This is a genomic window from Bradyrhizobium sp. (genome assembly GCF_035652035.1).
Classification (GTDB): Bacteria; Pseudomonadota; Alphaproteobacteria; order Rhizobiales; family Xanthobacteraceae; genus Bradyrhizobium.
In genome coordinates this window covers 25,937-48,176 of sequence record NZ_DASREO010000103.1, presented here as the reverse complement: position 1 = coordinate 48,176, position 22,240 = coordinate 25,937, and the positions used below count along the sequence as shown (strand labels likewise).

Sequence of the window (22,240 nt, the reverse complement as noted above, 5' to 3'; positions counted from 1 at the left end):
GCTTTGGCGCGGCCACGAAAGGGTCACAGAGGGCGGTCATGTTGCGCCCAGACGATCCTGAAAGCTATAGTTTCAGGGGGGATCAGCCAGACATGCCGGGACGGGTGCCGTGACCGCGGGCGGTGGGTTCAAACGCCTCGCATTTGCCCTTGCTGCCGTGCTCCTAGCCGGTGCGGGCGCGCTCGCGGCGATATCGCTAATGATTTCGCCGGATACGGCGCGCCGCGCCGTGGAAGCGGAAATCCGCGCCGTCAGCGGACTCGATCCCATGCTGCGCGGCGACGTTTCGGTATCGCTATTCCCCTCCGGCGAGGTCACCTTCGAGGATGTCGCCCTCGGCGACGAGCATGCCGATGGCAAGGCGCTGACCGCCGACAGGCTGATCGCGCGATTGCGCTTTCTGCCGCTGCTCGCCGGCAAGGTGCAGATTTCTGACATCACGCTGGTACGCCCGACGTTCAATGTGACATGGCGCGCCGACGGCACGTCGAACTGGAGCGCGGTAGCGGCCGCATTGCGGCCTACGCAGCAGCATCGAGTTTCGTTCTCGGAAATTCGCGTCAAGGACGGCACCATCCTCATTCACGACGAATCCCGTCACATCGACGACAAATTCACCGATGCGGAATTGTCGCTGGCGTGGCCAGCCATGTTTCGCAGTTTTGCCGCGACCGGTCATCTCGCCTGGCGCGGCGAGCCGGTGGAGGTGAGCCTCGGCATTTCCGACTTCATCGCCGCGCTCGATGGCAACCAATCGGGAATAAAGCTGCGGCTGCAGGGCAAGCCGCTCAACGTCGCCTTTGAAGGACAATTCAGCACGCGTCCGACCTTCAAGATCGAAGGCAGCGTCGCCGCGGATTCAAAATCGCTGCGCGACGCGGTGATGTGGACGGCGGGCAAACGGCTGCCGCACGGGGGCTTCGGCCGTTTCGCGCTGAAGGCCAAAACAAAGGTGGTAGGCGGCGCCGTGGCACTGTCGGCGGTCAACGTGGAACTCGACGGAAATTCCGCGGAAGGCGTTTTGACGTTCGTTTCCGACGGTCGGCAGACCTTGCAGGGAACGCTGGCGGCCGACGGCTTCGATCTCGGGCCCTATATCTCCACAATCCGCTTGCTCGCGTCGAGCGAGCGCGAATGGAATCACTCGTTGATCTCGCTGGACGGTTTGAACGCCGTCGATCTCGATCTGCGGCTGTCGGCGGCGCAGCTCAAGATTCCTTCGGCCGATCTCGGCCGCACCGCCATCGTCGCCAATCTGCGCGACGGCAAGCTCAAACTAACCGTCGGAGAATCGCAGGCGTTCGGCGGCATTCTCAAAGGGTCCTTCGATCTAGCCAGGTCGCCGCGAGCGGGTGCCGATCTCAAGGCGCAGTTCCAGTTCAGCGGCGTCGATCTCGACAAATGCCTCGGCGCCTTGTTCGGGATGGGCAAAATCGAGGGCAAGGGCGACTTCGCATTCAACGTCGAGGGCTCCGGCCGCAGCGTCTTTGCCGTGACCGAGAGCCTCAACGGCACCGCCAGCCTGACCAGCGAGCACGGCGCGATCACGGGGGTCAATGTCGAGCAGTTGTTGCATCGTCTGGAACAACGGCCGCTGTCTGGCGCCGGCGATTTCCGCTCCGGGCGCACCCCCTATGATAAGCTCTCGGTCAACGTGCGCCTGGTCGAGGGAACGGTGAACGCGGACACTGCGCGGGTCGACAGCAAAAGCTTGCAGCTTGATCTCGGCGGCACCGCCTCGATCCCCACCCGCGATTTCGACCTGACCGGAATAGCCAAGCTCGTTCCCGCCGCCGGAGCACCGGCCGATTCCGGCTTTGAATTGCCGTTTATGGTGCGCGGGTCCTGGGAAGATCCGCTGATGCTGCTCGACACCAACAGCCTGATCCGCCGCGCCCCGGCCGCCGCGTCGCTTCTCGATGCGGTGCGTGACCGCCGCGCCCGCGACGCGGTACGGTCCGCCATCGACCATATCGTGGGCGGGGCCCCTGCCGCTACCGCCGCCGCAAAACCTGCCGCGCAATAGTCCCCTGCCTGCCGTGCCAGCGTGCGGCTAATTGACTATGCTTCGGAATCGACGAATCAGCAGCCGGCAGGCGCCGGCGGCGACGGGGCCTGAATGCTTCACCCGTTCATTCGCACCCTGGTCAAGATCATCATCGCCTCGCTCGCGGCAGGCGTGATCCTCAACTATCTCGGCATCACCCCGGACGAATTGATGCGGCACGTCGGCCTTTCGCGCGACAGGGCCGAGGAACTTGTGCGCCAGGGCATCGCCTGGGCGCTGCCCAATCTCTCGCTCGGGGCCATGGTCATCGTGCCGGTCTGGTTCTTGATCTATCTGTTCCGGCCACCCGGCCGCAGCAGCGATTAGCGGCGCCGGCCTAGTGACGCAGATCGCCGGTAGGCGGCGGCGCCGCCAGTTCCTCGAGCGGGACCTCGGCGTCGGGATAGAATTTGCGCGGTTCCGGCCCGTAATAATCGCCAAATTGCACGCTTGGACGCGGCTTGGCGACGATCGAAACGATGCGATCGAGCAGCGCCTTGGCCGAAACCGGCTTCACCAGATATTCGTTGACGCCGAGCCGCACCGCTTCAACCACGCGCCAACGCTCGCCATGGGCGCTGAGCATGATGATCGGCAGATCGGGCATCGGAAACACCCCCGGCGAGCGCACGATGCGCACCATCTCCGGGCCATTGAGCAGCGGCATTTCCCAGTCGAGGATCACGAGGTCGGGCTGTACGGTGCGGATCGCCTCCAAGCCGGCGATGCCGTCTCCGGCTTCGTAGACTTTCTTGATGCCGATATTGATCAAAAGGTTGCGCACCACTTTGCGCATATACTGGCTGTCGTCGACGACAAGCACGCGAAGGGTCGAGACGAAGCCTTGAACGCCTTTCAACAAGGTGGACTGCATCGCGGGCTCACTATGCGCCGCGAAGCGCCGCGGCCAGGCTGGGATCATCACAGCAGCGGCGCGTTACGGTCCGGTAAGCCGTCGTGGTTAGCGGAATATTAATCGCGGATGAGATGGATCTCGCCGAGAGACGCTTCGTTCACGGGCTTGTAGCTGCAGCCCGGCCGCGGCTCCGGGCCGTAATATTTGCCGACCTTGACGATGGGGCGCGGCTTGGTGAGCACAGAGAGCATGCGGTCGAGCAAAGTCTTGCTCGACACCGGCTTGAGCAGATACTCATTGACGCCGAGACGCATCGCCTCTTCCACGCGCCAGCGTTCGCTGTGGCAGGTCAGCATGATGATCGGCACATTGGGATGCGGAAAGCTCGCAGGCGAGCGAACCGCCCTGACGAAGCTCGCGCCGTCCATGGCCGGCATTTCCCAATCCACCAGCACCACGTCGGGTAGCATGCTGCGGATCGCCTGCAGGCCGGCGGGGCCGTTGTCGGCGTCGAAGATGCTGTTGACGCCGATCGCGGTGAGCAACGTGCGGATGACCTTGCGTGTATAGTATTCATCGTCGACGACCAGCACTTTGGTTCCGCCGAACAAGGCCTGAAGATCTTGCGCAAGCATCTGCATCGAATCCGGCGCCCGAACCTAAAATGCGCGATCAAATTGAGTCGCATAATATGAGCATTCGCGCATTAGATCCGCGTAAAGATAGCCGTTAAAAATTTAGCGATTGCAGAAAGCGGCCATCAAACCGGGCGCGCCGGCGGCGCTGCCATGAATCGCCCTACCGCCTGGCGCTCCACCTCGGTCAGCGTCAAGCCGAGCTTGGTGCGCCGCCACAGCACGTCTTCCGCCGTTTCCGCCCATTCCTGCTGCTTCAAATAATGCAACTCGGCTTCGGTGAGATCGGCGCCAAAGCGTTCGCCGAGGTCGGCGGCGGTCTTGGCGCCGGCGAGCACGCGATCGATGCGCGTGCCGTAAGTCTGCACCAGGCGCCGCGCGTGCCGTTCGTCGAGAAAGGGCCAGGATTCTCGGGCATGGGCCACCTGCGCCTCCAGCGCGTCGTAACGAAAGTCGCCGCCGGGCAGCGGCGCCCGAGCGGTCCAGGGCGGCAGATAAGGAAAGAAATGCGAAATGCGTTTCAGTGCCGCCTCGGCAAGCCGGCGGTAAGTCGTGATCTTGCCGCCATAAATGGTCAGCAGCGGCGCCTCGCGAAAGCGCTCGTCGAGCACGAGATGATAGTCGCGCGTGGCGTCCTCCGGCTTCTTCGCGCCATCGTTGTATAGCGAGCGCACGCCGGCGAAAGCCCATTTGACGTCGCCGACGTCGATCGCCTGCCGGAAATAGCCGTTCACCACCTGCATCAGATAGGTAATCTCTTCGCCGGTCGGGGCTACCGCCGCCGGATCGCCGTTGAAATCCTCGTCCGTCGTGCCGATCAGCGTGAAGTCACGCGCAAAGGGCAAGGCGAAGACCACGCGGCCGTCTGGCGATTGCAGCAGGTAACCGCGATCATGCTCGAACAGCCGGCGCACGACGATGTGACTGCCCTTGACCAGGCGCAGCCGGCCCGGCGCCGGGAGCCTTATGACGTTGTCGTTGACGAATCCGGCCCACGGCCCCGCGGCATTGATGAGAAGCCGCGCGGAGACGACGTCGCGCCGCCCGTGATCATTGAGGATCAGCCGCCAGACATCGGAGCGCTCGGCGCGCACGCAGCGCGTTCGCGGGCGGATTTGCGCGCCGCGCGCGGCCGCGTCGATGGCGTTGAATATCACCAGGCGGGAATCGTCCACTTGGCAATCGGAGAATTCGAAGCCGATGCGGAAACGGCGGTTCAGCGGATGGCCGAAACTGTGATGCGTGAGGTCGAGGCTTCGCGTCGGCGGCAAAATGCGGCGGCCGCCGAGATGGTCGTAGACAAAAAGCCCGAGACGCATGAGCCATGCCGACCGGCCGCCGGGGGCGACCGGAAGCACGATGCGCAACGGCCGCACGATATGCGGCGCCATGCGCAACAGCACTTCCCGCTCGGCCAATGCCTCATGCACGAGCCGCAGGGCGCCGTGCTCGAGATAGCGCAGCCCGCCGTGGATGAGTTTGGAGGATGCCGACGAGGTGCCGGACCCGAGGTCGTTCTGCTCGACCAGCAGAACACGCAGTCCCCGGCCGGCGGCGTCGCGGGCCAGCCCCACGCCATTGATGCCGCCGCCGATGATGGCAAGGTCGAAATCGGCCATGTCCGCTATTGTCCCTCGTTCCGGGGCGGGAACCTCCGGGCGCCGAAACGGCCGCGGAATCCCGCAACGCCGGCTTCTCGGAAAGCTATGGTCTACAGGAGTTTTCTCAATCAGATTGGCGTTCACCGACAAGCTAGCGTAAAATACTTACATAAAAGGCAATGCCCATTTCCGTCCCCAAATCCCCTGCCCGCATCCTGGTGATCGAAGGCAATAACGCCGAAGGCCGCGCCGAGCAGATCGCCGCCGGAGGCGGCGTCGCCAGCGAGGGTTATGCGAAGCTTATCGGAGGTCTGCTGCCTGGCGCGGAAATCGATGTCTGCTATGCCGCCGATCCCGACGCCACCTTGCCGAAAGGCGCGGCGCTGGAGGACTATGACGGTGCCGTCTTCACCGGTTCGGCGTTGCACGTCTATCAGGGCGGGCCCTCGGTGAATCAGCAGATCGAGCTGGCGCGCAGATTGTTCGCCGCCGGGACACCGGCATTCGGCAGTTGCTGGGGGCTGCAGGTCCTCACCGTTGCCGCCGGCGGCAGCGTGCGTCGCAACCCGAAGGGGCGCGAACTCGGTTTCGGCCGCGGCATCCGCCTGACCGAGGCCGGCCGCAAGCATCCGATGTATATCGGCAAGCCCGACGTGTTCAACGCCCCGACCGTGCATCTCGACGAAGTCGAGACGCCACCGCCGGGCAGCGTGGTGCTGGCGACCAACGCGGTTTCCGCGGTGCAGAGCGCCGAGATCCACTGCAACGGCACCGTCGCCTGGGGCGTGCAATATCATCCGGAATATCCGCTGCGCGAGATCGCCGCCATCGTGCGGCGGATCGGCAAGCGGCTGATCGAGGAAGGCTTCTTTCTCGACGAGGGCGACATTACGAATTTTGCCGGCGACCTCGATGCGCTCGATCGCAACCCGGCCGACAAGCGGCTGGCTTGGCGCCATGGCATCAGCAACAATGTGCTCGATATGCGGCTGCGCGTCAGCGAAGTCGCCAACTGGATCGAGTATCACGTGCTGCCGAAACGTGCCAAGCGCGGTCGGAATTAGCCGAAGCTCTTTCGCGCGCGGCAAACAGGGAGGCCGCCATGGACTTTTCCCAACGCCACGTCGTGGTGACCGGCGGCACCGGCGCGCTCGGTATCGCGGTGGTGGACGCGCTCATCAAAGCGGGAGCCGTCTGCCACGTGCCCTGGTATGTGGAAAACGAGGCGGAGCATTTTCCGCATCGCGGGCATCGGCAAGTGGTGCTGGTCGGCAATACCGACCTGGCCGACGAGGCCGGGGTTTCACGATTATTCGACGGCGTCGGAAGGCTGTGGGCGTCCATCCATCTCGCCGGTGGATTTGCCGCCGGGACCGTGGCGGAGACCAGCAAAGGCGCGCTGCTGCGCCAGATGGAGATGAATTTCGTCACCACGTTTCTCTGCTGCCGCGCCGCGCTCAAGCGCATGGGCCCGGACGGCGGCCGCATCGTCAACGTCGCGGCGCGCCCCGCCCTGGAATGGCGGCAAGGCGCCGGCATGACGGCCTATGCCGCGAGCAAAGCGGCGGTCGCCGCTTTGACGGTGGCGCTCGCCGAGGAAGTCGCTAAAGACGGCGTGCTGGTCAACGCCGTGGCGCCCTCGATCATGGATACGCCGGCGAACCGCGCGGCCATGCCCAAGGCGGAACATGCGGCTTGGCCGAAGGTAGAAGACGTCGCTCGCACGATTCTCTTTCTCGCCTCCCCGGAGAATCGCGCCGGCCGCGGCGGCATTGTGCCGGTATATGGAAAATCCTAGCCTGCCGCCGTGGCGACGAGTTCGGCCGCCGGCCGCGACAATCGCGTCACGGCATTGGAAGCGACGACAGTGCGATGCTCGGCGTAGGCTTCGTGGTTCTTCTCGATGTCACCGAGATCGTAGAGGTAATTCACCATCAGGCCGTGCGACTGGCGGATCGCCTTGTCGGAGGTATCGGCAAGCCAGTTGATGCGTTCAAGCCGGGCGCCGTTGCCGAGATGGAAGCGCGCAACCGGATCGACGGGCACGCCGCGTGGCGTGCGCGCATGGAGGAAATAAAAGGCCGCGGCGCGCAGCAACGGCTCGCGCAGCGATTCGGCAAGCTCCGGGTTATGCCACCAGCCTTCGCGATCGAGCGCCGCTAGCGCCGCCATGTCTTCCGCGGTCAAAACGGCGGATGCCTCGGCCATGCGTTCACGCCGCAGCCACGTGGCGAAATTGGGCGCCGGCGACAAGGTGACGAAAGTGGAAAGACGCGGGACTTCGCGGGACACTTCCTCGACCACCTGCTTGATAAGGAAATTGCCGAACGACACGCCGGCGAGCCCGCGTTGGCAATTGGAAATGGAATAGAAGGCCGCGGTGGTGGCTTTTTCCGGATCGAGCACTTCACGCTTTGGCGCCAGGATCGGCGCGATGGCCCCGGGAATGTCGCGCGTCAGCGCCACCTCGACAAAGATCAGCGGCTCGTCGACCAGCGCGGGGTGAAAGAAGGCGTAGCAGCGGCGATCCGGCGAATCGACGCGCCGGCGCAAATCCTCCCAGTCGCGGATTTCATGCACGGCTTCGTAGCGAATGATCTTTTCCAGAATGCTCGCCGGCGTCGACCAGGCGATGCGGCGCAGCACCAGAAAGCCGCGATTGAACCAGGAACTGAACAGATGCACGAAATCCGCATCGACGACGCCGAGATCGCCGCGATGATCCATGGCCTCGATTAACTGTTCGCGCATGCGCACGAGCGCCGCGGTGCCGCCGGGAGCAAGATTAAGCCGGCGGAAGAGCTCCTGGCGGCGCGGCTCCGAGCCGAGATGCACTTCGGCGGCGGTTTCGTCCGACGGCGCCTTTTCCCAGGCGGCGATGGCGGCGGCGAGCCGCTCCCGGTCCGGACCGAGGCGCGTCGCCAGCGCCTCGAAAAAAGCGATACGCGGGCCGGTCGTCAACTCGGTATAGCGGTTGAGAATGTCGCGGGCGAGCGCCACGCCCGAAGCTTCGCCGCGGCCGGAAAGGAGTTCCTCGCACAGCTCGATAAAGCTGGCGGAGCGTTCGGCGCCGTCGCCGCGGCGCTCCCGCGCGCGGTCCAGCAATGCGCGACCGCGCTCGGAAATCGCTTGCAGCAGCTCGCCAAAAAACGAGGTGTTCATGAACCCTTCGGCGCCACGCCCATGAGATGGTTGGGCAACCATGTGGCGATTTCCGGAAAGATACACAAGATCACGATGGCAAGCATCATGCAGACCACGTAGGGCATCGTGCCCCACATGACCCTGGTCACCGGAACGTCGGGCGCGATGGCGTTGACGATATAGATGTTCAGCCCCACCGGCGGGTGGATCAGCCCGATCTCCATGTTGATGGTGAGGATGACGCCGAACCAGACCGGATCGAATCCGGCGTTGGTCACGATCGGATAGAGGATTGGCGCGGTCATGAGGATGATCGCCGCCGGCGGAATAAAGAAACCGCAAACCAGCAGGAAAATATTGATCAGCAACATCAAGACCCATTTGTTGACGTGCATGTCGGCGATGGCCTGCGCCAGCGTCTGGGTGAGATAAAGCGACGTGAGCATGTAGCCGAACAAAACGGCGGCGGCGATGATGGTAAGGATCATCACCGATTCCTTCGTCGTATCGCGCAGGATCAGCCACCATTTTGCCGGCGACCACATGCGGTAGATGACGATGGCGAAAAGCACGCAAAGCGCGGCGCCGACGCCGGCCGCTTCCGACGGCGTCGCGACGCCGCCATAGAGCGAGTACATGACGCCGAGAATAATGAGGATGAAGGGCGCTATTTTTGGAATCGCAGAAAATTTCTGCCGCCAGGAAAAACGGAAATTAGCCGCATGGGCGCGGAAGCCGCGTTTCCAGATGATAAAGAGCGTCCACGCAATAAAGAGGCCAGTGAGCAACAGGCCCGGCATTACCCCGGCGAGAAACAGCCGCCCGATCGAGGTTTCTGTCGCAATGCCGTAGAGAATGAAAGTGACCGAGGGCGGTATGAGAATGCCCAACGTGCCGCCGGCGCAGATCGATCCCGTCGCAACGTCGTCCGGATAGCCGCGACGGCGCATCTCGGGAATCCCCATCTTGCCGATGGCGGCGCAGCAGGCGGGCGACGAGCCGGTGAGCGCCGCGAAAATGGCGCAGGCGCCGATGTTGGAAATGACGAGCCCGCCGGGCAGCCGGTAAAGCCAGCGGTCCAGCGCCTCATAAAGATCCTTGCCCGCGGGTGAGGAGCCGATGGCGGCGCCCATCATTACGAACATCGGGATGGCGACGAGGGTAAATTCATCGAGCCCGGACCAGAAGGTCTCCGCCACCACCTGCATGGAGTCGAAGCCGTGGAACAGCAGGAGGAAGATGATGGAGATGGCGCCGAGGCCGAAAGCCACCGGCACCCCCGAAAGCAGCAGAAGCAGGGTCACCGTGAGAACAAGGAAGCCTTGCTGGCTCGGGCTCATACATGAAGCCTTTCCTCGCCGATCCCAAACGGCGGCGAGCGGCCGGTAAGCAGACAGATCAGCTCGGCGAAATATTGCAGCACCAGCAGCCCGAGGCCGACAGGCATGCTGAAATAAGGAATCCACAGACGCGCACGCCAGACGGTGTTCGACATCCAATTTTGCGTCCAAGCTTCATACCAAAACTTCGTGCAGAGGACGAAAAGCACGGTACAAAAAGCAAGCGAAAGCAGTATCGTGAACAGCGCCAGCCAATAGCGGGCGCGAAACCCGAGATGCATCGGTAGCACGTCGACATTCACGTGGCCGCGCAACATCAGCACGTAGGCGCTGCCAATGAAGGTGGCGCCGACGATGCTGTAGGTGACGACGTCGATCTGCCAGATCGTTGTCCGGCCGAGGAGGTAGCGCTCGATGACGATGTCGCAAATGACAAGCACCGCCAAGGCAAAAAGAAAGGCCGCGAACACTCCTGCGACACGCGACAGAAAGCTCACGACCCTGACGTAGGTGTCCATGCGGCATACCTTCGATCGGAAATACTTTGCGGCATCCGCCCGGCGAAAGCCGGCCGGATGAGGATCCGGCCGGCCGCCGCTGTTGGCGCTATTTCACCGCGAGCGCTTCGTCGATCAATTTCTGACCGTTGGGGACATCCTTGGCGAATTTCGCGTAGGAGCTTTTCTTCGCCAATTCGAGCCAGGCGCTGTAGTCCGCATCGCTGAGCGTCACCACCTGGGCCTTGTGGTCGCGGAAAGCCTTGAGGGCCTCCTCGTTCACGGCGTCCGCCTTGCCCTCATAAAAGGCCTGCGCATCCTTGCCTGCCTTTATGATGGCGTCCTGCTGCTGCTTGTTGAGCTTTTCGAAGTTCTTCTTCGACATCAGCACCGGTTCGTACATGAACCACAGCGCATTGTTGCCCGGGGCGGTCAGACACTTCGCCACCTCGTAAAGACGCATGGAGGCGAAGGTGCCGAGGCTGGTGTCTGTTGCATTAGCGACGCCGCTCTGGAAGGCGTTGTAGATTTCATTCGACGGCGGATTGATGATGCTCGCTCCCGCCGCTTCCCACATCGCCGCGAAAGTCGGCCCGGCGGCGCGGATTTTCTTACCCTTCAGATCGTCAGGCTTGACGATGCAGTTGTCCTTGCCGGCCACGCCGCCGGCGAACCAGGCGTCCGACAGCACGATGACGCCGTGCTGTTCGATTTCCGCGCGGACGTCCTTCATGAAGGGCGAAGCATTGATCCGCTTAGCGCGGTCTTGGCTGCGGATCAGGCCAGGCATCAAGGTGGCGCTGAAGGCCGGTACCTTGCCGCTGGCATAGTCGAGCGGAAACAGCGAGACGTCGAGCTGCCCGTTGACCATGGCGTTCCATTGATCGTTCGGCTTGAACAGCGAAGCGCCGGGATAGACCTGCATGTCGAGGCCAACATTGGCGGCCTTCACTTCCTTGGCGATCATCTGCACCATGTCGTCGCGCACGTCGCCCTTGCCCCCCGGAAACTGGTGCGACGCCTTGAGCATGGTTTGCGCCTGAGCGGCGCCGGCAAGCAGCGCGACGGCCGCGATGCCTGCCGTAAAGGTGATGAATTTGCGCATAAGCTTTCCTCCCTGTATCAGCGATCATTTGTACCCTGCAGGATGTACCCTGCGGGATCGCCGTTATTGCCATCTTAGCGCGTCTCGATGAGCCGCGGGTATAGACAAAATGGCCATATCGGGCCAGAGAAATGGCCCCGGTCATGCGGTTTGTTACCGCACAAGCGTAGGGGTCCGTTGCTGAATGTCTCGCCCGCTCGCCGGTCTTCGCGTTCTTGAGCTGGCCCGTATTCTGGCGGGCCCCTGGGCGGGGCAAATCCTCGCCGACCTGGGCGCCGACGTCATAAAAGTGGAGCGTAAAGGGCCGGGCGACGACACGCGCGGCTGGGGGCCGCCTTTCGTCGAGAGCGCCGAAGGCGCCCGCCTCGACGCCGCCTATTTCCACGCTGCCAACCGCGGCAAACGCTCGATCGAAATCGATTTTGATGCGGAAGACGGCCGCCGCATCGTGCGCAAGCTCGCTGCGCGCTCCGATGTGCTGCTGGAAAATTTCAGGGTCGGCGGTCTGGCCAAATTCGGGCTCGATTACCAAAGCCTCGCGCCCGAGAATCCGCGGCTGATCTACTGCTCGGTGACCGGCTTCGGCCAGGACGGACCCTATGCCTCGCGCGCCGGCTATGACCTGATGGTGCAAGGCATGGGCGGGATCATGTCGATCACCGGCGAGCCCGGCGGCGAGCCGATGCGCGTCGGCATCCCCATCGCCGACATCTTCACCGGCGTCTATGCCGCGGTCGGCGTGCTCGCGGCGCTGGCGCAGCGGGAAAAAACCGGATGTGGCTGCCTGGTCGATGCCGCCTTGCTGGATACCCAAGTTGGCGTGCTCGCCAATCAGGCGCTCAGTTATCTCGTGACCGGTGCGCCGCCGCAGCGCATCGGCAACATGCATCCGGTGGTCACGCCCTACCAGGTTTTTGCGGTTGCCGACGGCCACGTCATCATCGCCTGCGGCAACGACGGCCAGTTCGTCAAATTGTGCGAGGTGCTCGGCGCGCCGCAAATCGCGCAAGACCCGAAATATCGCAGCAATGCCGACCGGGTGGTCAATCGCGACAGCCTGGTCCGCGCGCTCGGCGAGCGCACCCGCCGGTTCGCCCGCGACGACCTGCTCGCCAAGCTCGAGGCCGTCACCGTGCCCGCAGGGCCGATCAACGATCTCGCCCAGGTCTTCGCCGACGCGCAGGTGGTCGCGCGGGGAATGCGCATCGAGCGGCCGAATGCTGCCGCGAAGGACGGCAAGGTTGCAGGCGTGAGGACGCCGCTGATCTTCGACGGCTGGCGCGCGGCCGCCGATCGCGGCGCCCCGGCGCTCGGCGAGCACAGCCCCGAAATCCTGCGCGAGATCGGCGAAGGCTGACGAGACGAGCCGACGTTCAAGAACATGGTTTGTTCTTCCGCGTGGCCCCGGTTTCGCGCATCGCGGCGGCTTGGCGCAGGGAACGGGCGTTGGCCGGCGGCGTTGAATCGCAGTTGCGTAGCGTGGAGTGTGTGATGGCGCCCCGGCCCTATTGGAAAGGCTACCTGAAACTGTCGCTGGTTTCCTGTCAGGTCGCTCTTTATCCCGCGGCCTCGCGTTCGGAGCGCATCGCGCTGCACCAGATCAGCAAGCGCACCGGCCACCGGCTGCGCCAGCAGATGGTGGACGAGCAGACCGGCGACGTCGTCGACCGGGAGGAAAAGGGGCGCGGCTACGAGGTGAGCCGCGACCAATATGTGCCGCTGGACGAAGAAGAGCTCGACAAGATCGCGCTGGCCAGCACGCACACCATCGACATCGAGCATTTCGTGCCGCGCGGTGAGATCGACGAACGCTATTTCGACAGTCCTTATTATCTCGCGCCGATCGACGAGGTCGGCCAGGAGGCCTTCATCGTCATTCGCGAGGCGATGCGCGACAAGAAAATGGTCGGCATCGGCCGCGTGGTGCTGTATCGGCGCGAGCGCATCCTGATGCTGGAGCCGTTCGACAAAGGGCTGCTGGCGACCACGCTACGCTATGGCTACGAAGTGCGCGACGCCGAGCCGTATTTCGAGGGTATCCCCGACATCGACCTGCCGACTGAAATGCGCAAGCTCGCCTCGCACATCATCGAAACCAAGGCGGCGCATTTCGAGCCGGCGGCCTTCGTCGACCGATACGAAAAGGCGCTCGCCGACCTGGTGAAAAGCAAGCAGGCCGGATTGCCGCCGCCGCGCGAGAGGCCGCGGCGCGAAAGCGCGCGCGTCATCAATCTGATGGATGCGCTCAAGCGTAGTGTCGCCAGCGAATCCGGATCCGCGAAATCGCCGAAGCGGAGTGCCGGGAGCGCCGGTGAATCGCGGCGCAATGCACCGCGCGGCACCGCACGGCGCTCGGCGGCACGGCGTGCAAGCTGAATATTTGTTTAGAGAGTTTCGCCGGAGGTGTCCGCGGGCGGCGGCGGCGTGTCATAACGCGCATCCGGCGCCGGGCCGCCGATAAATCGCGCAACGATGTACCACAGCAGCACGAATTTGAGGGCCCAGTCGGCAAGATGGCGTGTCATGGAGAATGAACGCGCGCCGATGTGTCGGGTTGCATCGGCTGGACGGAATTCTGCCCCAAAGCGCGCCCCGATCAGGGCTGTTTGCGTTTGGAAATCGTGCTGCGCACGGGCTGACGCGTGTACTGATTCTTAAGCACGAAAGCCGCGACAATCAGCAGCGACAGAACCAGATATCTCAGCGTGGCGTCCCAAGCATCAAATTGGGCGAGAAGGCCGGCGATCCAGCTTGCGACAAGGATCGACAGCAGCGCGGTTTTGGTCATCGACATCATGAACTCCGGCGGGTAAGGATCTGCGCTCGAGACGTGCAAACGACATGCCAATCCCTGGGCCGGGGCGGAGGTTCCACCCGATCCGTGGCCAAGCTGCGGCGCTGCGCTTCACATCTTATGACCGAAGTTTTCAGGGGCTTTTCCGCCGCTCGGCATGACCCGTATCACCCGGTTTCGGCACCGATGCCGCGCCGGAGAGCACGATGGACAGGCCGGAATCGAGCCTCTATAACCGCCGCGCTCAGCCTTTCCGCCCCTTCGGGGCAGCGCCCAGGTAGCTCAGTTGGTAGAGCACGTGACTGAAAATCACGGTGTCGGTGGTTCGATTCCGCCCCTGGGCACCATGGCCCCGTTCGCAGATGTTCGCAGGCGTCCAGAAACGCCTTGAATTTCAAGGGTTTCTCGCATAATTTCGGTCGCGAGCATCCGCGGCCAATCGCCCAAAGCCGGCGAATTTGTTGGTACATTTGTTGGCCAAAGATGACGCTGACAGAAATGTACCAACACGTGCCATGCCGCTGACCGATACCGCGATCCGCAAGGCCAAGCCGGGCGCCGGCACGATCAAGCTGTCGGACGGTGGCGGGCTGCAATTGCACGTTCATCCCAACGGCTCGAAATACTGGCGCCTCGCCTATCGTTACGACGGTAAGCAGAAGAGTCTTTCCTTCGGCGTCTATCCCGAAGTCGGCCTCGCCGAAGCGCGTAAGCGCCGCGAAGCGGCGAGAGCGCTGCTACGCGATGGCAAGGACCCGATGGTGGAAAGGCGCATGGAAAAGCTCGCCCGTGCGATCGCCGCCGGAAACACCTTCGGGGCGATAGCCGACGAGTTGCTCGCGAAGATGACGAGGGAAGGCCGCGCCGAGACGACTCTCAAGAAAACGAAATGGCTTTTCGACTTCGCCCGCCCGATCATCGGCGAGCGGCCCATTGCCGAGATCAGCGCCGCGGAAGTGCTCGCCGTGCTGCGCAAGGTCGAAGTGCGTGGCCGTCTTGAAACCGCCCGCCGTCTTCGCAGCACCATCGGCTCGGTGTTCCGCTATGCCATTGCCACAGCGCGCACCGACAACGACCCGACCTTCGCCTTGCGCGGCGCATTGACCACCCCGAAGGTCAAGCCGCGCGCGGCCGTGACCGAACCGAGGGCGGTGGGCGCGCTGCTTCGCTCCGTGTGGGATTACGACGGCCAGCTGGTGACCAAGGCGGCGTTGCAGCTCATGGCCTATCTGTTCCCGCGCCCCGGCGAATTGCGGCTCGCAGAGTGGCCCGAGTTCGACCTCGAAGCCGCCGTGTGGTCGATCCCGGCGCAACGCATGAAGATGCGCCGGCCGCACAAGGTGCCATTGCCATCGCAGGCGATCGCCATTCTGACGCAGCTTCGCGAAATCACCGGCCACGGCAGTCTTGTGTTCCCGAGCGTCCGGTCGAAGCTGCGGCCGATCTCCGACAACACGCTCAACGCCGCCCTGCGCCGGCTCGGCTATTCGCAGGACGAGGCGACCGCGCACGGCTTCCGGGCTACGGCCTCGTCGCTTCTGAACGAGAGCGGACTGTGGCACGCCGATGCGATCGAACGCCAGCTCGCCCACGAGGACGGAGACGCGGTGCGCCGTGCCTATGCGCGGGCCGAATTCTGGGACGAGCGCGTGCGCATGATGCAATGGTGGGCGGACAAGCTCGACGCGTTGCGCGAGGGCGCAACGGTGACGCCGCTGAGGGTGGCATAGCGCTGACCTGACCATCGGGCAGGCGGCCGATTGGATCAACCCATGATACCGGCTGCTTCCCAAAGCGCATGGAATATGCCGAGGCAGGCGCGATCATGCGGATTCATACTGAACCGCCGCCTCGCGAACCACTTCATCGCGGAAATACCGGCTGAGGTCCTCAGGCGTTCGCAAATCGACTCGCCGCCCTCCGAGCAGGTTCGACAATTCGTTCTCAATATTGGCAAGATCGAAGAAGCTGGGCTTCGCGTCCCGCTCGAACTCGACCAGCAGATCGACGTCGCTATCGGGACCGGAGGTACCCTTGAGCGTCGATCCGAACAGGGACAGCCGGCGGATATGGTGCCGGCGGCAAACATCCGCGAGCGCGTCGGGCGCAATGGGCAGTTTTGTAGCCATGGACGACCTCCTCGGACCGACCTTCGGCAGTGGGGCGTAGGGCTCCTGAGCCTCGGCCGCGAGCTGATCGAGCACCTTGCGACGCTCCGAGTCGATGTTCTCCTTGTAGCGCAAGACATCTTCGAAGTGGATGCATCGAAGGCAAATCGGGCCAGTCAGCCTGCAGTCTCCCGCGCGGATACTCCAGTCTCCAGTTGCTCTTGCCGGCCGGTCGAGCCTGAGTGCTCGCCCCTATTAACCGTGGAGCATCCAATGGCGCGCAAGCGCAAGCCGCATCCGGCTGATATCGCGAACGCGGACATCGTCGCGGAGGCGGTGCGCTTTGACATCGCGCTCTTTCTTGGGGTTGGTCGCTACGCGACCGATACCGCGAAGACGATCGAAGAGGCACTCGCAAAGGCGGATCGTTTGGTTGGCATGCATCCGAACGGCAGGCGCCCGCTGATCTATGGCACCACGGCAGACGGCAGATCGGGTCTCGTCACCAACGCAACCTTGTCCAACACGGAGGACCCGATGAAGAAGGTCAAGAAGAAATCGATGGCGAAGCGCGTCGGCAAGCCGGCGGCACCGAAGAAAACGCAGAAATCCACGGCGAAGCAGGAAGGGACTTCGACGCGTCCGCTTGGCAAGCACGCGGCGATCAAGGTGGCAGCACGCAAGGGGAAGCTGCCCGAGCCACCGGATTTCAGCGCGGAAACGCACAAGCGGTTTCGCAAGAAGCTTGCGACCGTCGTTGAGCTCGTAAAGGCCGGGGACCTCAAGGGGCTTCGTTCATTCCAGATCAATCCTGTGAGCTCAAGCCCGAAGGCGATCGCGCGCTATCGCGATCTTTGTATCGTAGCGCTCGAAGCACGAAGGGGCGACTGAATGCGTTGCAGATGTGTCGACGCGGTTAACGTCGTCACGCTGATGCGACACCCAAGAATTTGTTAAGTCTCTGGCTGACGAGTTTTCGTCTCTGGGCCAGAAATAGTCTGTAGCCGTCGGCATCGAGAAGCCGCGGCTCGGTTGGAATACACTGAGCTTCGAATGCCGCGGCACCGGATTTGCTGATAATGGTTGGAAAGTAATCAATTGGCAGTTTATCGCTGATTTGCCGATTTGTCTTCCCGCCAATAAATGCCAAGTTGGCGATGTCATCAGCTTCGCGCGCTGCATACTTCTTCTTTAGCGCTGCCTTTGGAAAGATATGATGAAACTGGAGACGGTGTTGCGCCCCGCCGTGACCGAGCGCAATGGCAAGATTTGAATGCCAGTCACGGGCTCCCGACTCCCGAAAGGCAAGGAACATCGTCTTAAACAGCGCGCTCCGTTGATTGCGTCCTTCTAACTCCTCGGGGGCAATATCAAGGCGGCCAACTTGGAGCCGCAAGCGATCGATCAGCCCCTCCGCTCCACCGCCCTGGCGCAATGTCGCGAGATCCTGATCAAGCAGTGTCTCGCTTGAGCCGCGCGAGTATCGGCCTTTAGCGTTCGCGATGAGCGCCCATTGCCGGAGACGTTGCGCCTCCGCGCTTTCGACTTGAAAATTACGTTTGTGTCCGTAATAGCCGAGGGCTACCAGCAGAAAGGGCGACGATAAGAGGGCCGGACTATCTATACCGGCGTTGCTCCTGATGAAATTGATGGCAAATTCGAGTCCCGGGACGCACCTTTTCCAGGCTTGTTGCAGAGTCACAACCGGCAAGCTGCCTACCGTAAGAAACCGGGATTGATCAGTCGCAAAGGCGACAAGGTTTTTGAGATGAATGCCGAGGTCCAGATCGAAACCGGACTTGGCGCACTGCTCCTGGAATTCTTGGAAGGTCTTCAAAGCGCCTCGCCATTTAGCCGTAATCTGAGCGAGAGCGAGATCGGAACTTCTCAGCTTGGCACCGAGTGAGTTCACGCGCACGAAGATCTCTGTCACCTCATCATAGGACAGATTCCGTTCCAGTATGTCCATACGATAGACGTACTTGCGGATGCCGCGAAGGCGGGCGAGGCGCTGGCTGTACTTCTCGCTGCGCGGGTCATCAAGATCGGTGACGCCGGCACGCTTCAGGAATGGGCGATCGCTATCGGATTTGAAGACGTCTGTTACTTTAACCCAATGAGGCATTTGCTCGAGTTTCCTTGTGCCGACCACGAAAGTCATCCGATCGAAACGCCTCTGAAGCTCGTCCTCGGTCGAGTCGGTTTCGTCATCGATCCGCTCCTCGCCGTCATCTTCTTCGTCACCGTCTTCATTGACCTCGGTCACGACAGCGAGTTCATCGGGATGCTCAAGATTAAAGAGAAGCTCAATAGGCCTCCGGCGCCCACGCACGCTCACCGGCTCGCCGCGGATCACGGCCGAAAGCGAGGTCAGCCGCTGCTGACCGTCCAGTAACAGCCGTGTGCTTTGATAGGGGTTCCCCTGTTGGGTGATCGCAAACGGCTGCATAGGAACGACTTCGTCAGTCTCCCACAGCAGGATCGCGCCCGAAGGATACCCCCGGTAGAGTGAATCGAGCAGGTCTCGCACCCGGGTGGAGCGCCAAACATATCGTCGCTGCATTTCTGGCAGGCGCAGTTCGCCCCGCTCAATCATGCCAACGAGTTCTTCGACCGTCGCCTCAGCCTTAGCCATTGATCCGCTCCATTCCCACGCTGCAACGCCCTTTTTGGTACCCTAAAGTGACTGATCGACTTCATGTGTCGAGAAGTCATATCTTCGCACTCGGGTCGAGGTCACTGGGCGTTAGCGCCATCCAGCACACAAGCTCGATCTCATCCATACGAATTGGGGCGAGCGTGGGCGGTTCTCGAAACGGTTCGATTCCCGTTTCGAGAACTCTGTCGATCAGGTAAGCAGCCTTCTCCGTGCCGGTCCGTGTCTCATCGTTGAACCATTCGCGCAACATGATCTCCTCGCGTCTTGGCCAGGGAGATTCGAGCACATCGAGCGCCTGAGTGATCCGCAAGCTCTCGACTTCAGCTGGAGGGTTGGCGCGGATAAACTCCGCAGCCTTTCGATTGAGCGGCCGAAGCTTGGGCTGAAGGTTCGCGGGATCGGTTTCGATCATCCACGACTGCCAGATGTGAAACTGTGCTGCGCCCCAAAGGTCGAAAATACGATCTTCCTCCAGCTCGCTGTCCACCATCCTAGGGGTCTGCGGTTCGCAATCGATCATTCGGAGGCAGCTACCAAGCTCGCTGATGATTGCGGTATCATCGCCGCGAAGACGCCAAGCCTCATCCGCTGGAATAAAGCGCAGGAAGGTTCGGTCGCCCACAGCGGCGCAAAAAAGTACGCCGCGGTCCTTGCCTTTGGACATCCCCGAGCCGGCTTTCCACGGCATCCCAACGATTCTGTCTCGGTTCTCGGCGAGAGCTTTGCGGAGCGTCTGCCTATACTCTTCGCCGGTTTGAGCAGCACTTGCCGTGCCACCGCGCTCGTAGAGCGTTGGGTCCTCTTTGAGGAGTCGCTCAATTTCTTCACGTGTCTCGGTAAAAACCTGCTGACCGTGAGCCGCCCCGTCTACGGGCGAGGCAACGCCGATCGATGCTGCCGCCATCGCAATCTTCGCGAGAATGCGTTGCTCAAGATTGAGAAGCTGATCCAGACGTTCCGCTGGAAAGATCGTACGCAAGAAGACGCGGGGATGTAGGCTTCCAATTCGATCTATACGTCCGTGCCGCTGCACGAGGCGCATTGGATTCCACGGAACGTCAAGATTAACGATGTTACGACACTGCTGAAGGTTGACGCCTTCGGCGAGCACGTCAGTCGTAACCAGAATATCGAAGCGATCGGCGTCATATCCGGCCGGAGCCTCGGTCGACGTCGGCGCAAACCCGTAGATCGCCTGCTGGCGCGAGATCTCTTCGAGATCGTCATCGCCGGTCACGGCGATCACCCGGCCGCGGTAGGGGGCGAGCGCTGGATTTCGCTTGACCTCCTCGCCAAGGAATTTGCGCACATACTCCACCGTGTCCGCGAAGAATGAGAACAGCAGCACTTTCCGCTTCTGTGCTTCATCGATCGCGTCTGTGGCTTCTTCCTTAGCCTGAGTGGCGATCCTTTCGAGCTCTCTCACGAGGACTTTGAGCTTCGGGTCTCGCTGGGGCGAGATCTTCGCCGCCTTGGCTCGCAGGTCCATCAGTTTTGCAAGATCGGCTTCGACGGCCTTTCGCAACCGCTTCGTATCGTAATCGCGCGCGGGCAGTGTGTCGGGACTTCCTTTGAGCAGTTCGTCGAGCGTGGTTTCGTCTTGCGGCGCGATCTCACGCAGGAACCGCGTGGTGACGATGTGGCCCCTGCCCAGAGCCTCCAAGAATACCTTGTGGCCATGAATTAGCGTATCAAGCGTATTCACAAACGCGAATGCCGAAGACTCGAAGCGCTTCAGCAATCCTGAGCGGATTAGGCCGATTGTTGCGGCTGCTTGAGCCTCAGCATCCGAATCATGCTCGCCAACCAGAAAGGTCTCGACGGTGTATCGTGCGAACTGCAAGGCATCCGGTCCCCCATCCGGGTCAAGTGCCCGCTCGATTTCATCGAACAGCTGGGGTAACGGCTCATCGAGGTTGTACCGAACGGTGATCGCTTTCGGCTGTGGGAACACGATGGGATGATCGCGGCCATCGGCACCTTTGATCCGATCCCCGGAGTAATGCTTTTTGACGAATTGCCGTGTCCGCTTCACGCATGTTGCGTCGATGATCGGATACAGCAGCTCGGGGCTGAGATTCGAGGGGTCCTCCCTCATCGCCTGCTGGAAGCGCTCATAAACCGAGAGCACGCCACGCTCGGCCAAGAAAGCATCTTGCCGCGCAAAGAAGCGGATCAGGTAGAACAGGTCCCAAAGAGAGTTGTTGACCGGGGTTGCCGTCAGCAATAGAACGTCGCGCGGCTTGCCGAATAGGAGCGTGCGTAGAGCGGCCGCCCGCGTCGGTGTGTTCGGATTGCGATAATTGTGCGCCTCATCGACGACGATGAGCTGATAGTCATCGAGTGGAGATTGCAGATGGACTTGGCTCGCCGCTGGCCGCTGCGGGTCTCGCAATTGGATATCGTTGGCAAGCTGTTCGTACGAGACGCACTCGACGCCACGGTCGAACTCAAACCGGTGCAAGAACTTCTTCCAGGTCGTATCGCGAAGCTGGGCCGGACAAATCAGCAGCGTCCGTTGACGCCTTTCGCGATAGACGCGGATGATTTCCCCAGCGATGAAGGTCTTGCCGAGTCCCACCTCGTCTGCGACCAGGGCACCGCCGCACTTCTTGAGCAAGCGCAACGCGCGGGCGACACCATGTGTCTGGAAACTGGTCAGCGGAAGGCCCCGATCCTCCTTTTCCAACTCCACAACTTCGTTTCCGTAGAGCTGGAACAGAATGCGCAGAAAAATCTCCCAAGGGGTGTACGGCGCAAAGATATCCTCGAAGAGCTGCGCGAGATCGACCGGCTCGGCCTCGTCCCAGAGCTCCTCGAACCAACTCTTTGCCTGCTCCACAATGGGACTATCATAGCGGCCAAGATTTAATTCGAGATTGCGGCTCAGGCCGCCGCCCGTGAGGTTCGAGGAGCCCGCAATCACGCCGGCTTTTCCGTCAATCGAATCTGCCGGCGGCACGAAGATGTAGGCTTTGGCATGCATGAAAGCGCGTTCATAACGCCGCACTTCGATGTTCTGCCCCCGAAGGCGCCGGATAAGCCTGTGAAGAGCCGAAACACCCTCTCGCGTGAAAGGGAAACGGTCTCGGGCCGCGCGCGCCGCCGCTTCAGCTTCCCGAACGCCCTCGCGCAACATTCGAGACTCGAAATGTTCGGGCGTCTCCCCGAGATTCGGTCGACGCAGCTCGACATCGCGCGGTGCTTCAACGCCAAACAGCAGCCTTACCCGTGTTAGTCCGTCTAGATGCGGGGCGAGGTCCGCAAGGCCCTTGGGGGAAAAGAAGGCCGCAGCAATTGCGACTTCGGATGGCCGGGTACCGGATTCGGAAAGGCCGCCAGCCATGCTTCCGCCGAGCAGGCGCGCCAAAGCCTCGGCAAGCGTATTGCCGTTGCGGTTGTCAATGAATTCGGGTGCCTCGGCTGACCTTTCCAAATCGAGCATCTGCGTTGC

Annotated in this window: 20 protein-coding genes and 1 tRNA gene; 9 read left to right on the top strand and 12 right to left on the bottom strand. The window is 62.1% G+C overall.

Going from position 1 to position 22,240, the window contains the following annotated elements:
* Nucleotides 1-109 precede the first annotated feature (109 nt).
* The gene (locus VFB05_RS29360) at nt 110-2,026 is read left to right on the top strand and encodes an AsmA family protein (protein WP_325019147.1); all 1,917 of its coding nucleotides are present in this window, start codon (nt 110-112) and stop codon (nt 2,024-2,026) included.
* A gap of 93 nt (nt 2,027-2,119) precedes the next feature.
* On the top strand, nt 2,120-2,374 hold the full coding sequence (locus VFB05_RS29355; protein WP_325019144.1) for a DUF6460 domain-containing protein: 255 nt from the start codon (nt 2,120-2,122) through the stop codon (nt 2,372-2,374).
* Between the two features lie 10 nt (nt 2,375-2,384).
* Here the strand turns inward: VFB05_RS29355 and VFB05_RS29350 are convergent, their stop codons facing one another.
* The 3 genes from VFB05_RS29350 to VFB05_RS29340 form a co-directional block, all read right to left on the bottom strand.
* Nucleotides 2,385-2,921: a response regulator gene (locus VFB05_RS29350; RefSeq protein WP_325019142.1), complete on the bottom strand. Its 537-nt coding sequence runs from the start codon at nt 2,919-2,921 to the stop codon at nt 2,385-2,387.
* Between the two features lie 98 nt (nt 2,922-3,019).
* Nucleotides 3,020-3,538 carry a response regulator transcription factor gene (locus VFB05_RS29345; RefSeq protein WP_325019140.1) on the bottom strand — a complete coding sequence of 173 codons (519 nt, stop codon included), beginning with the start codon at nt 3,536-3,538 and terminating at the stop codon, nt 3,020-3,022.
* A gap of 125 nt (nt 3,539-3,663) precedes the next feature.
* A complete protein-coding gene (locus VFB05_RS29340; RefSeq protein WP_325019138.1) occupies nt 3,664-5,157 on the bottom strand; it encodes a glycerol-3-phosphate dehydrogenase in 1,494 nt (497 codons plus the stop codon).
* Nucleotides 5,158-5,318: 161 nt separating this feature from the next.
* Here VFB05_RS29340 and VFB05_RS29335 point away from each other — a divergent pair, with 161 nt between their 5' ends.
* Together VFB05_RS29335 and VFB05_RS29330 are read left to right on the top strand one after the other, a co-directional pair.
* Entirely contained in the window at nt 5,319-6,203 is an 885-nt protein-coding gene (locus VFB05_RS29335; RefSeq protein WP_325019135.1) for a type 1 glutamine amidotransferase, read from the top strand.
* A gap of 38 nt (nt 6,204-6,241) precedes the next feature.
* Nucleotides 6,242-6,937: an SDR family NAD(P)-dependent oxidoreductase gene (locus tag VFB05_RS29330; protein WP_325019133.1), complete on the top strand. Its 696-nt coding sequence runs from the start codon at nt 6,242-6,244 to the stop codon at nt 6,935-6,937.
* On the opposite strand, the gene VFB05_RS29325 is transcribed toward VFB05_RS29330, so the two are convergent.
* From VFB05_RS29325 to dctP, 4 genes are all read right to left on the bottom strand, one after another.
* Nucleotides 6,934-8,301 carry a malonyl-CoA decarboxylase gene (locus VFB05_RS29325; protein ID WP_325019131.1) on the bottom strand — a complete coding sequence of 456 codons (1,368 nt, stop codon included), beginning with the start codon at nt 8,299-8,301 and terminating at the stop codon, nt 6,934-6,936. The genes VFB05_RS29330 and VFB05_RS29325 overlap by 4 nt on opposite strands.
* Nucleotides 8,298-9,623, bottom strand: a complete 1,326-nt coding sequence (locus tag VFB05_RS29320; protein ID WP_325019129.1) for a TRAP transporter large permease — start codon at nt 9,621-9,623, stop codon at nt 8,298-8,300. The genes VFB05_RS29325 and VFB05_RS29320 overlap by 4 nt, the downstream gene beginning before the upstream one ends.
* A complete protein-coding gene (locus VFB05_RS29315) occupies nt 9,620-10,141 on the bottom strand; it encodes a TRAP transporter small permease (RefSeq protein ID WP_325019127.1) in 522 nt (173 codons plus the stop codon). Before VFB05_RS29315 ends, VFB05_RS29320 begins: the two co-directional genes overlap by 4 nt.
* Nucleotides 10,142-10,229: 88 nt before the next feature.
* Nucleotides 10,230-11,225 (bottom strand): TRAP transporter substrate-binding protein DctP, encoded by a 996-nt coding sequence (dctP, locus tag VFB05_RS29310; protein WP_325019124.1) that lies wholly within the window; start codon nt 11,223-11,225, stop codon nt 10,230-10,232.
* A gap of 184 nt (nt 11,226-11,409) precedes the next feature.
* Here dctP and VFB05_RS29305 point away from each other — a divergent pair, with 184 nt between their 5' ends.
* On the top strand, nt 11,410-12,582 hold the full coding sequence (locus VFB05_RS29305; protein WP_325019122.1) for a CaiB/BaiF CoA-transferase family protein: 1,173 nt from the start codon (nt 11,410-11,412) through the stop codon (nt 12,580-12,582).
* 134 nt (nt 12,583-12,716) lie between these two features.
* A complete protein-coding gene (locus tag VFB05_RS29300) occupies nt 12,717-13,601 on the top strand; it encodes a Ku protein (protein WP_325019120.1) in 885 nt (294 codons plus the stop codon).
* Between the two features lie 8 nt (nt 13,602-13,609).
* On the opposite strand, the gene VFB05_RS29295 is transcribed toward VFB05_RS29300, so the two are convergent.
* Both VFB05_RS29295 and VFB05_RS29290 read right to left on the bottom strand, forming a co-directional pair.
* Nucleotides 13,610-13,750 carry a hypothetical protein gene (locus tag VFB05_RS29295; protein WP_325019118.1) on the bottom strand — a complete coding sequence of 47 codons (141 nt, stop codon included), beginning with the start codon at nt 13,748-13,750 and terminating at the stop codon, nt 13,610-13,612.
* Between the two features lie 71 nt (nt 13,751-13,821).
* Nucleotides 13,822-14,013 (bottom strand): hypothetical protein, encoded by a 192-nt coding sequence (locus tag VFB05_RS29290; RefSeq protein ID WP_325019116.1) that lies wholly within the window; start codon nt 14,011-14,013, stop codon nt 13,822-13,824.
* Between the two features lie 277 nt (nt 14,014-14,290).
* Between VFB05_RS29290 and VFB05_RS29285 the strand changes: the two genes are divergently transcribed.
* Both VFB05_RS29285 and VFB05_RS29280 read left to right on the top strand, forming a co-directional pair.
* Nucleotides 14,291-14,366: transfer RNA gene (locus VFB05_RS29285), tRNA-Phe, on the top strand.
* A gap of 168 nt (nt 14,367-14,534) precedes the next feature.
* Nucleotides 14,535-15,749 carry a tyrosine-type recombinase/integrase gene (locus VFB05_RS29280; RefSeq protein WP_325019114.1) on the top strand — a complete coding sequence of 405 codons (1,215 nt, stop codon included), beginning with the start codon at nt 14,535-14,537 and terminating at the stop codon, nt 15,747-15,749.
* A 93-nt stretch (nt 15,750-15,842) separates the two neighbouring features.
* Here the strand turns inward: VFB05_RS29280 and VFB05_RS29275 are convergent, their stop codons facing one another.
* Complete coding sequence (locus VFB05_RS29275) at nt 15,843-16,148, bottom strand: nucleotidyltransferase family protein (RefSeq protein ID WP_325019113.1); 306 nt, start codon at nt 16,146-16,148, stop codon at nt 15,843-15,845.
* A 252-nt stretch (nt 16,149-16,400) separates the two neighbouring features.
* Between VFB05_RS29275 and VFB05_RS29270 the strand changes: the two genes are divergently transcribed.
* Nucleotides 16,401-17,018 carry a hypothetical protein gene (locus VFB05_RS29270; RefSeq protein WP_325019111.1) on the top strand — a complete coding sequence of 206 codons (618 nt, stop codon included), beginning with the start codon at nt 16,401-16,403 and terminating at the stop codon, nt 17,016-17,018.
* Nucleotides 17,019-17,052: 34 nt separating this feature from the next.
* On the opposite strand, the gene VFB05_RS29265 is transcribed toward VFB05_RS29270, so the two are convergent.
* Both VFB05_RS29265 and VFB05_RS29260 read right to left on the bottom strand, forming a co-directional pair.
* Complete coding sequence (locus VFB05_RS29265; protein ID WP_325019109.1) at nt 17,053-18,762, bottom strand: GmrSD restriction endonuclease domain-containing protein; 1,710 nt, start codon at nt 18,760-18,762, stop codon at nt 17,053-17,055.
* Between the two features lie 76 nt (nt 18,763-18,838).
* Nucleotides 18,839-22,231 carry a helicase-related protein gene (locus VFB05_RS29260; RefSeq protein ID WP_325019107.1) on the bottom strand — a complete coding sequence of 1,131 codons (3,393 nt, stop codon included), beginning with the start codon at nt 22,229-22,231 and terminating at the stop codon, nt 18,839-18,841.
* Nucleotides 22,232-22,240 lie beyond the last annotated feature (9 nt).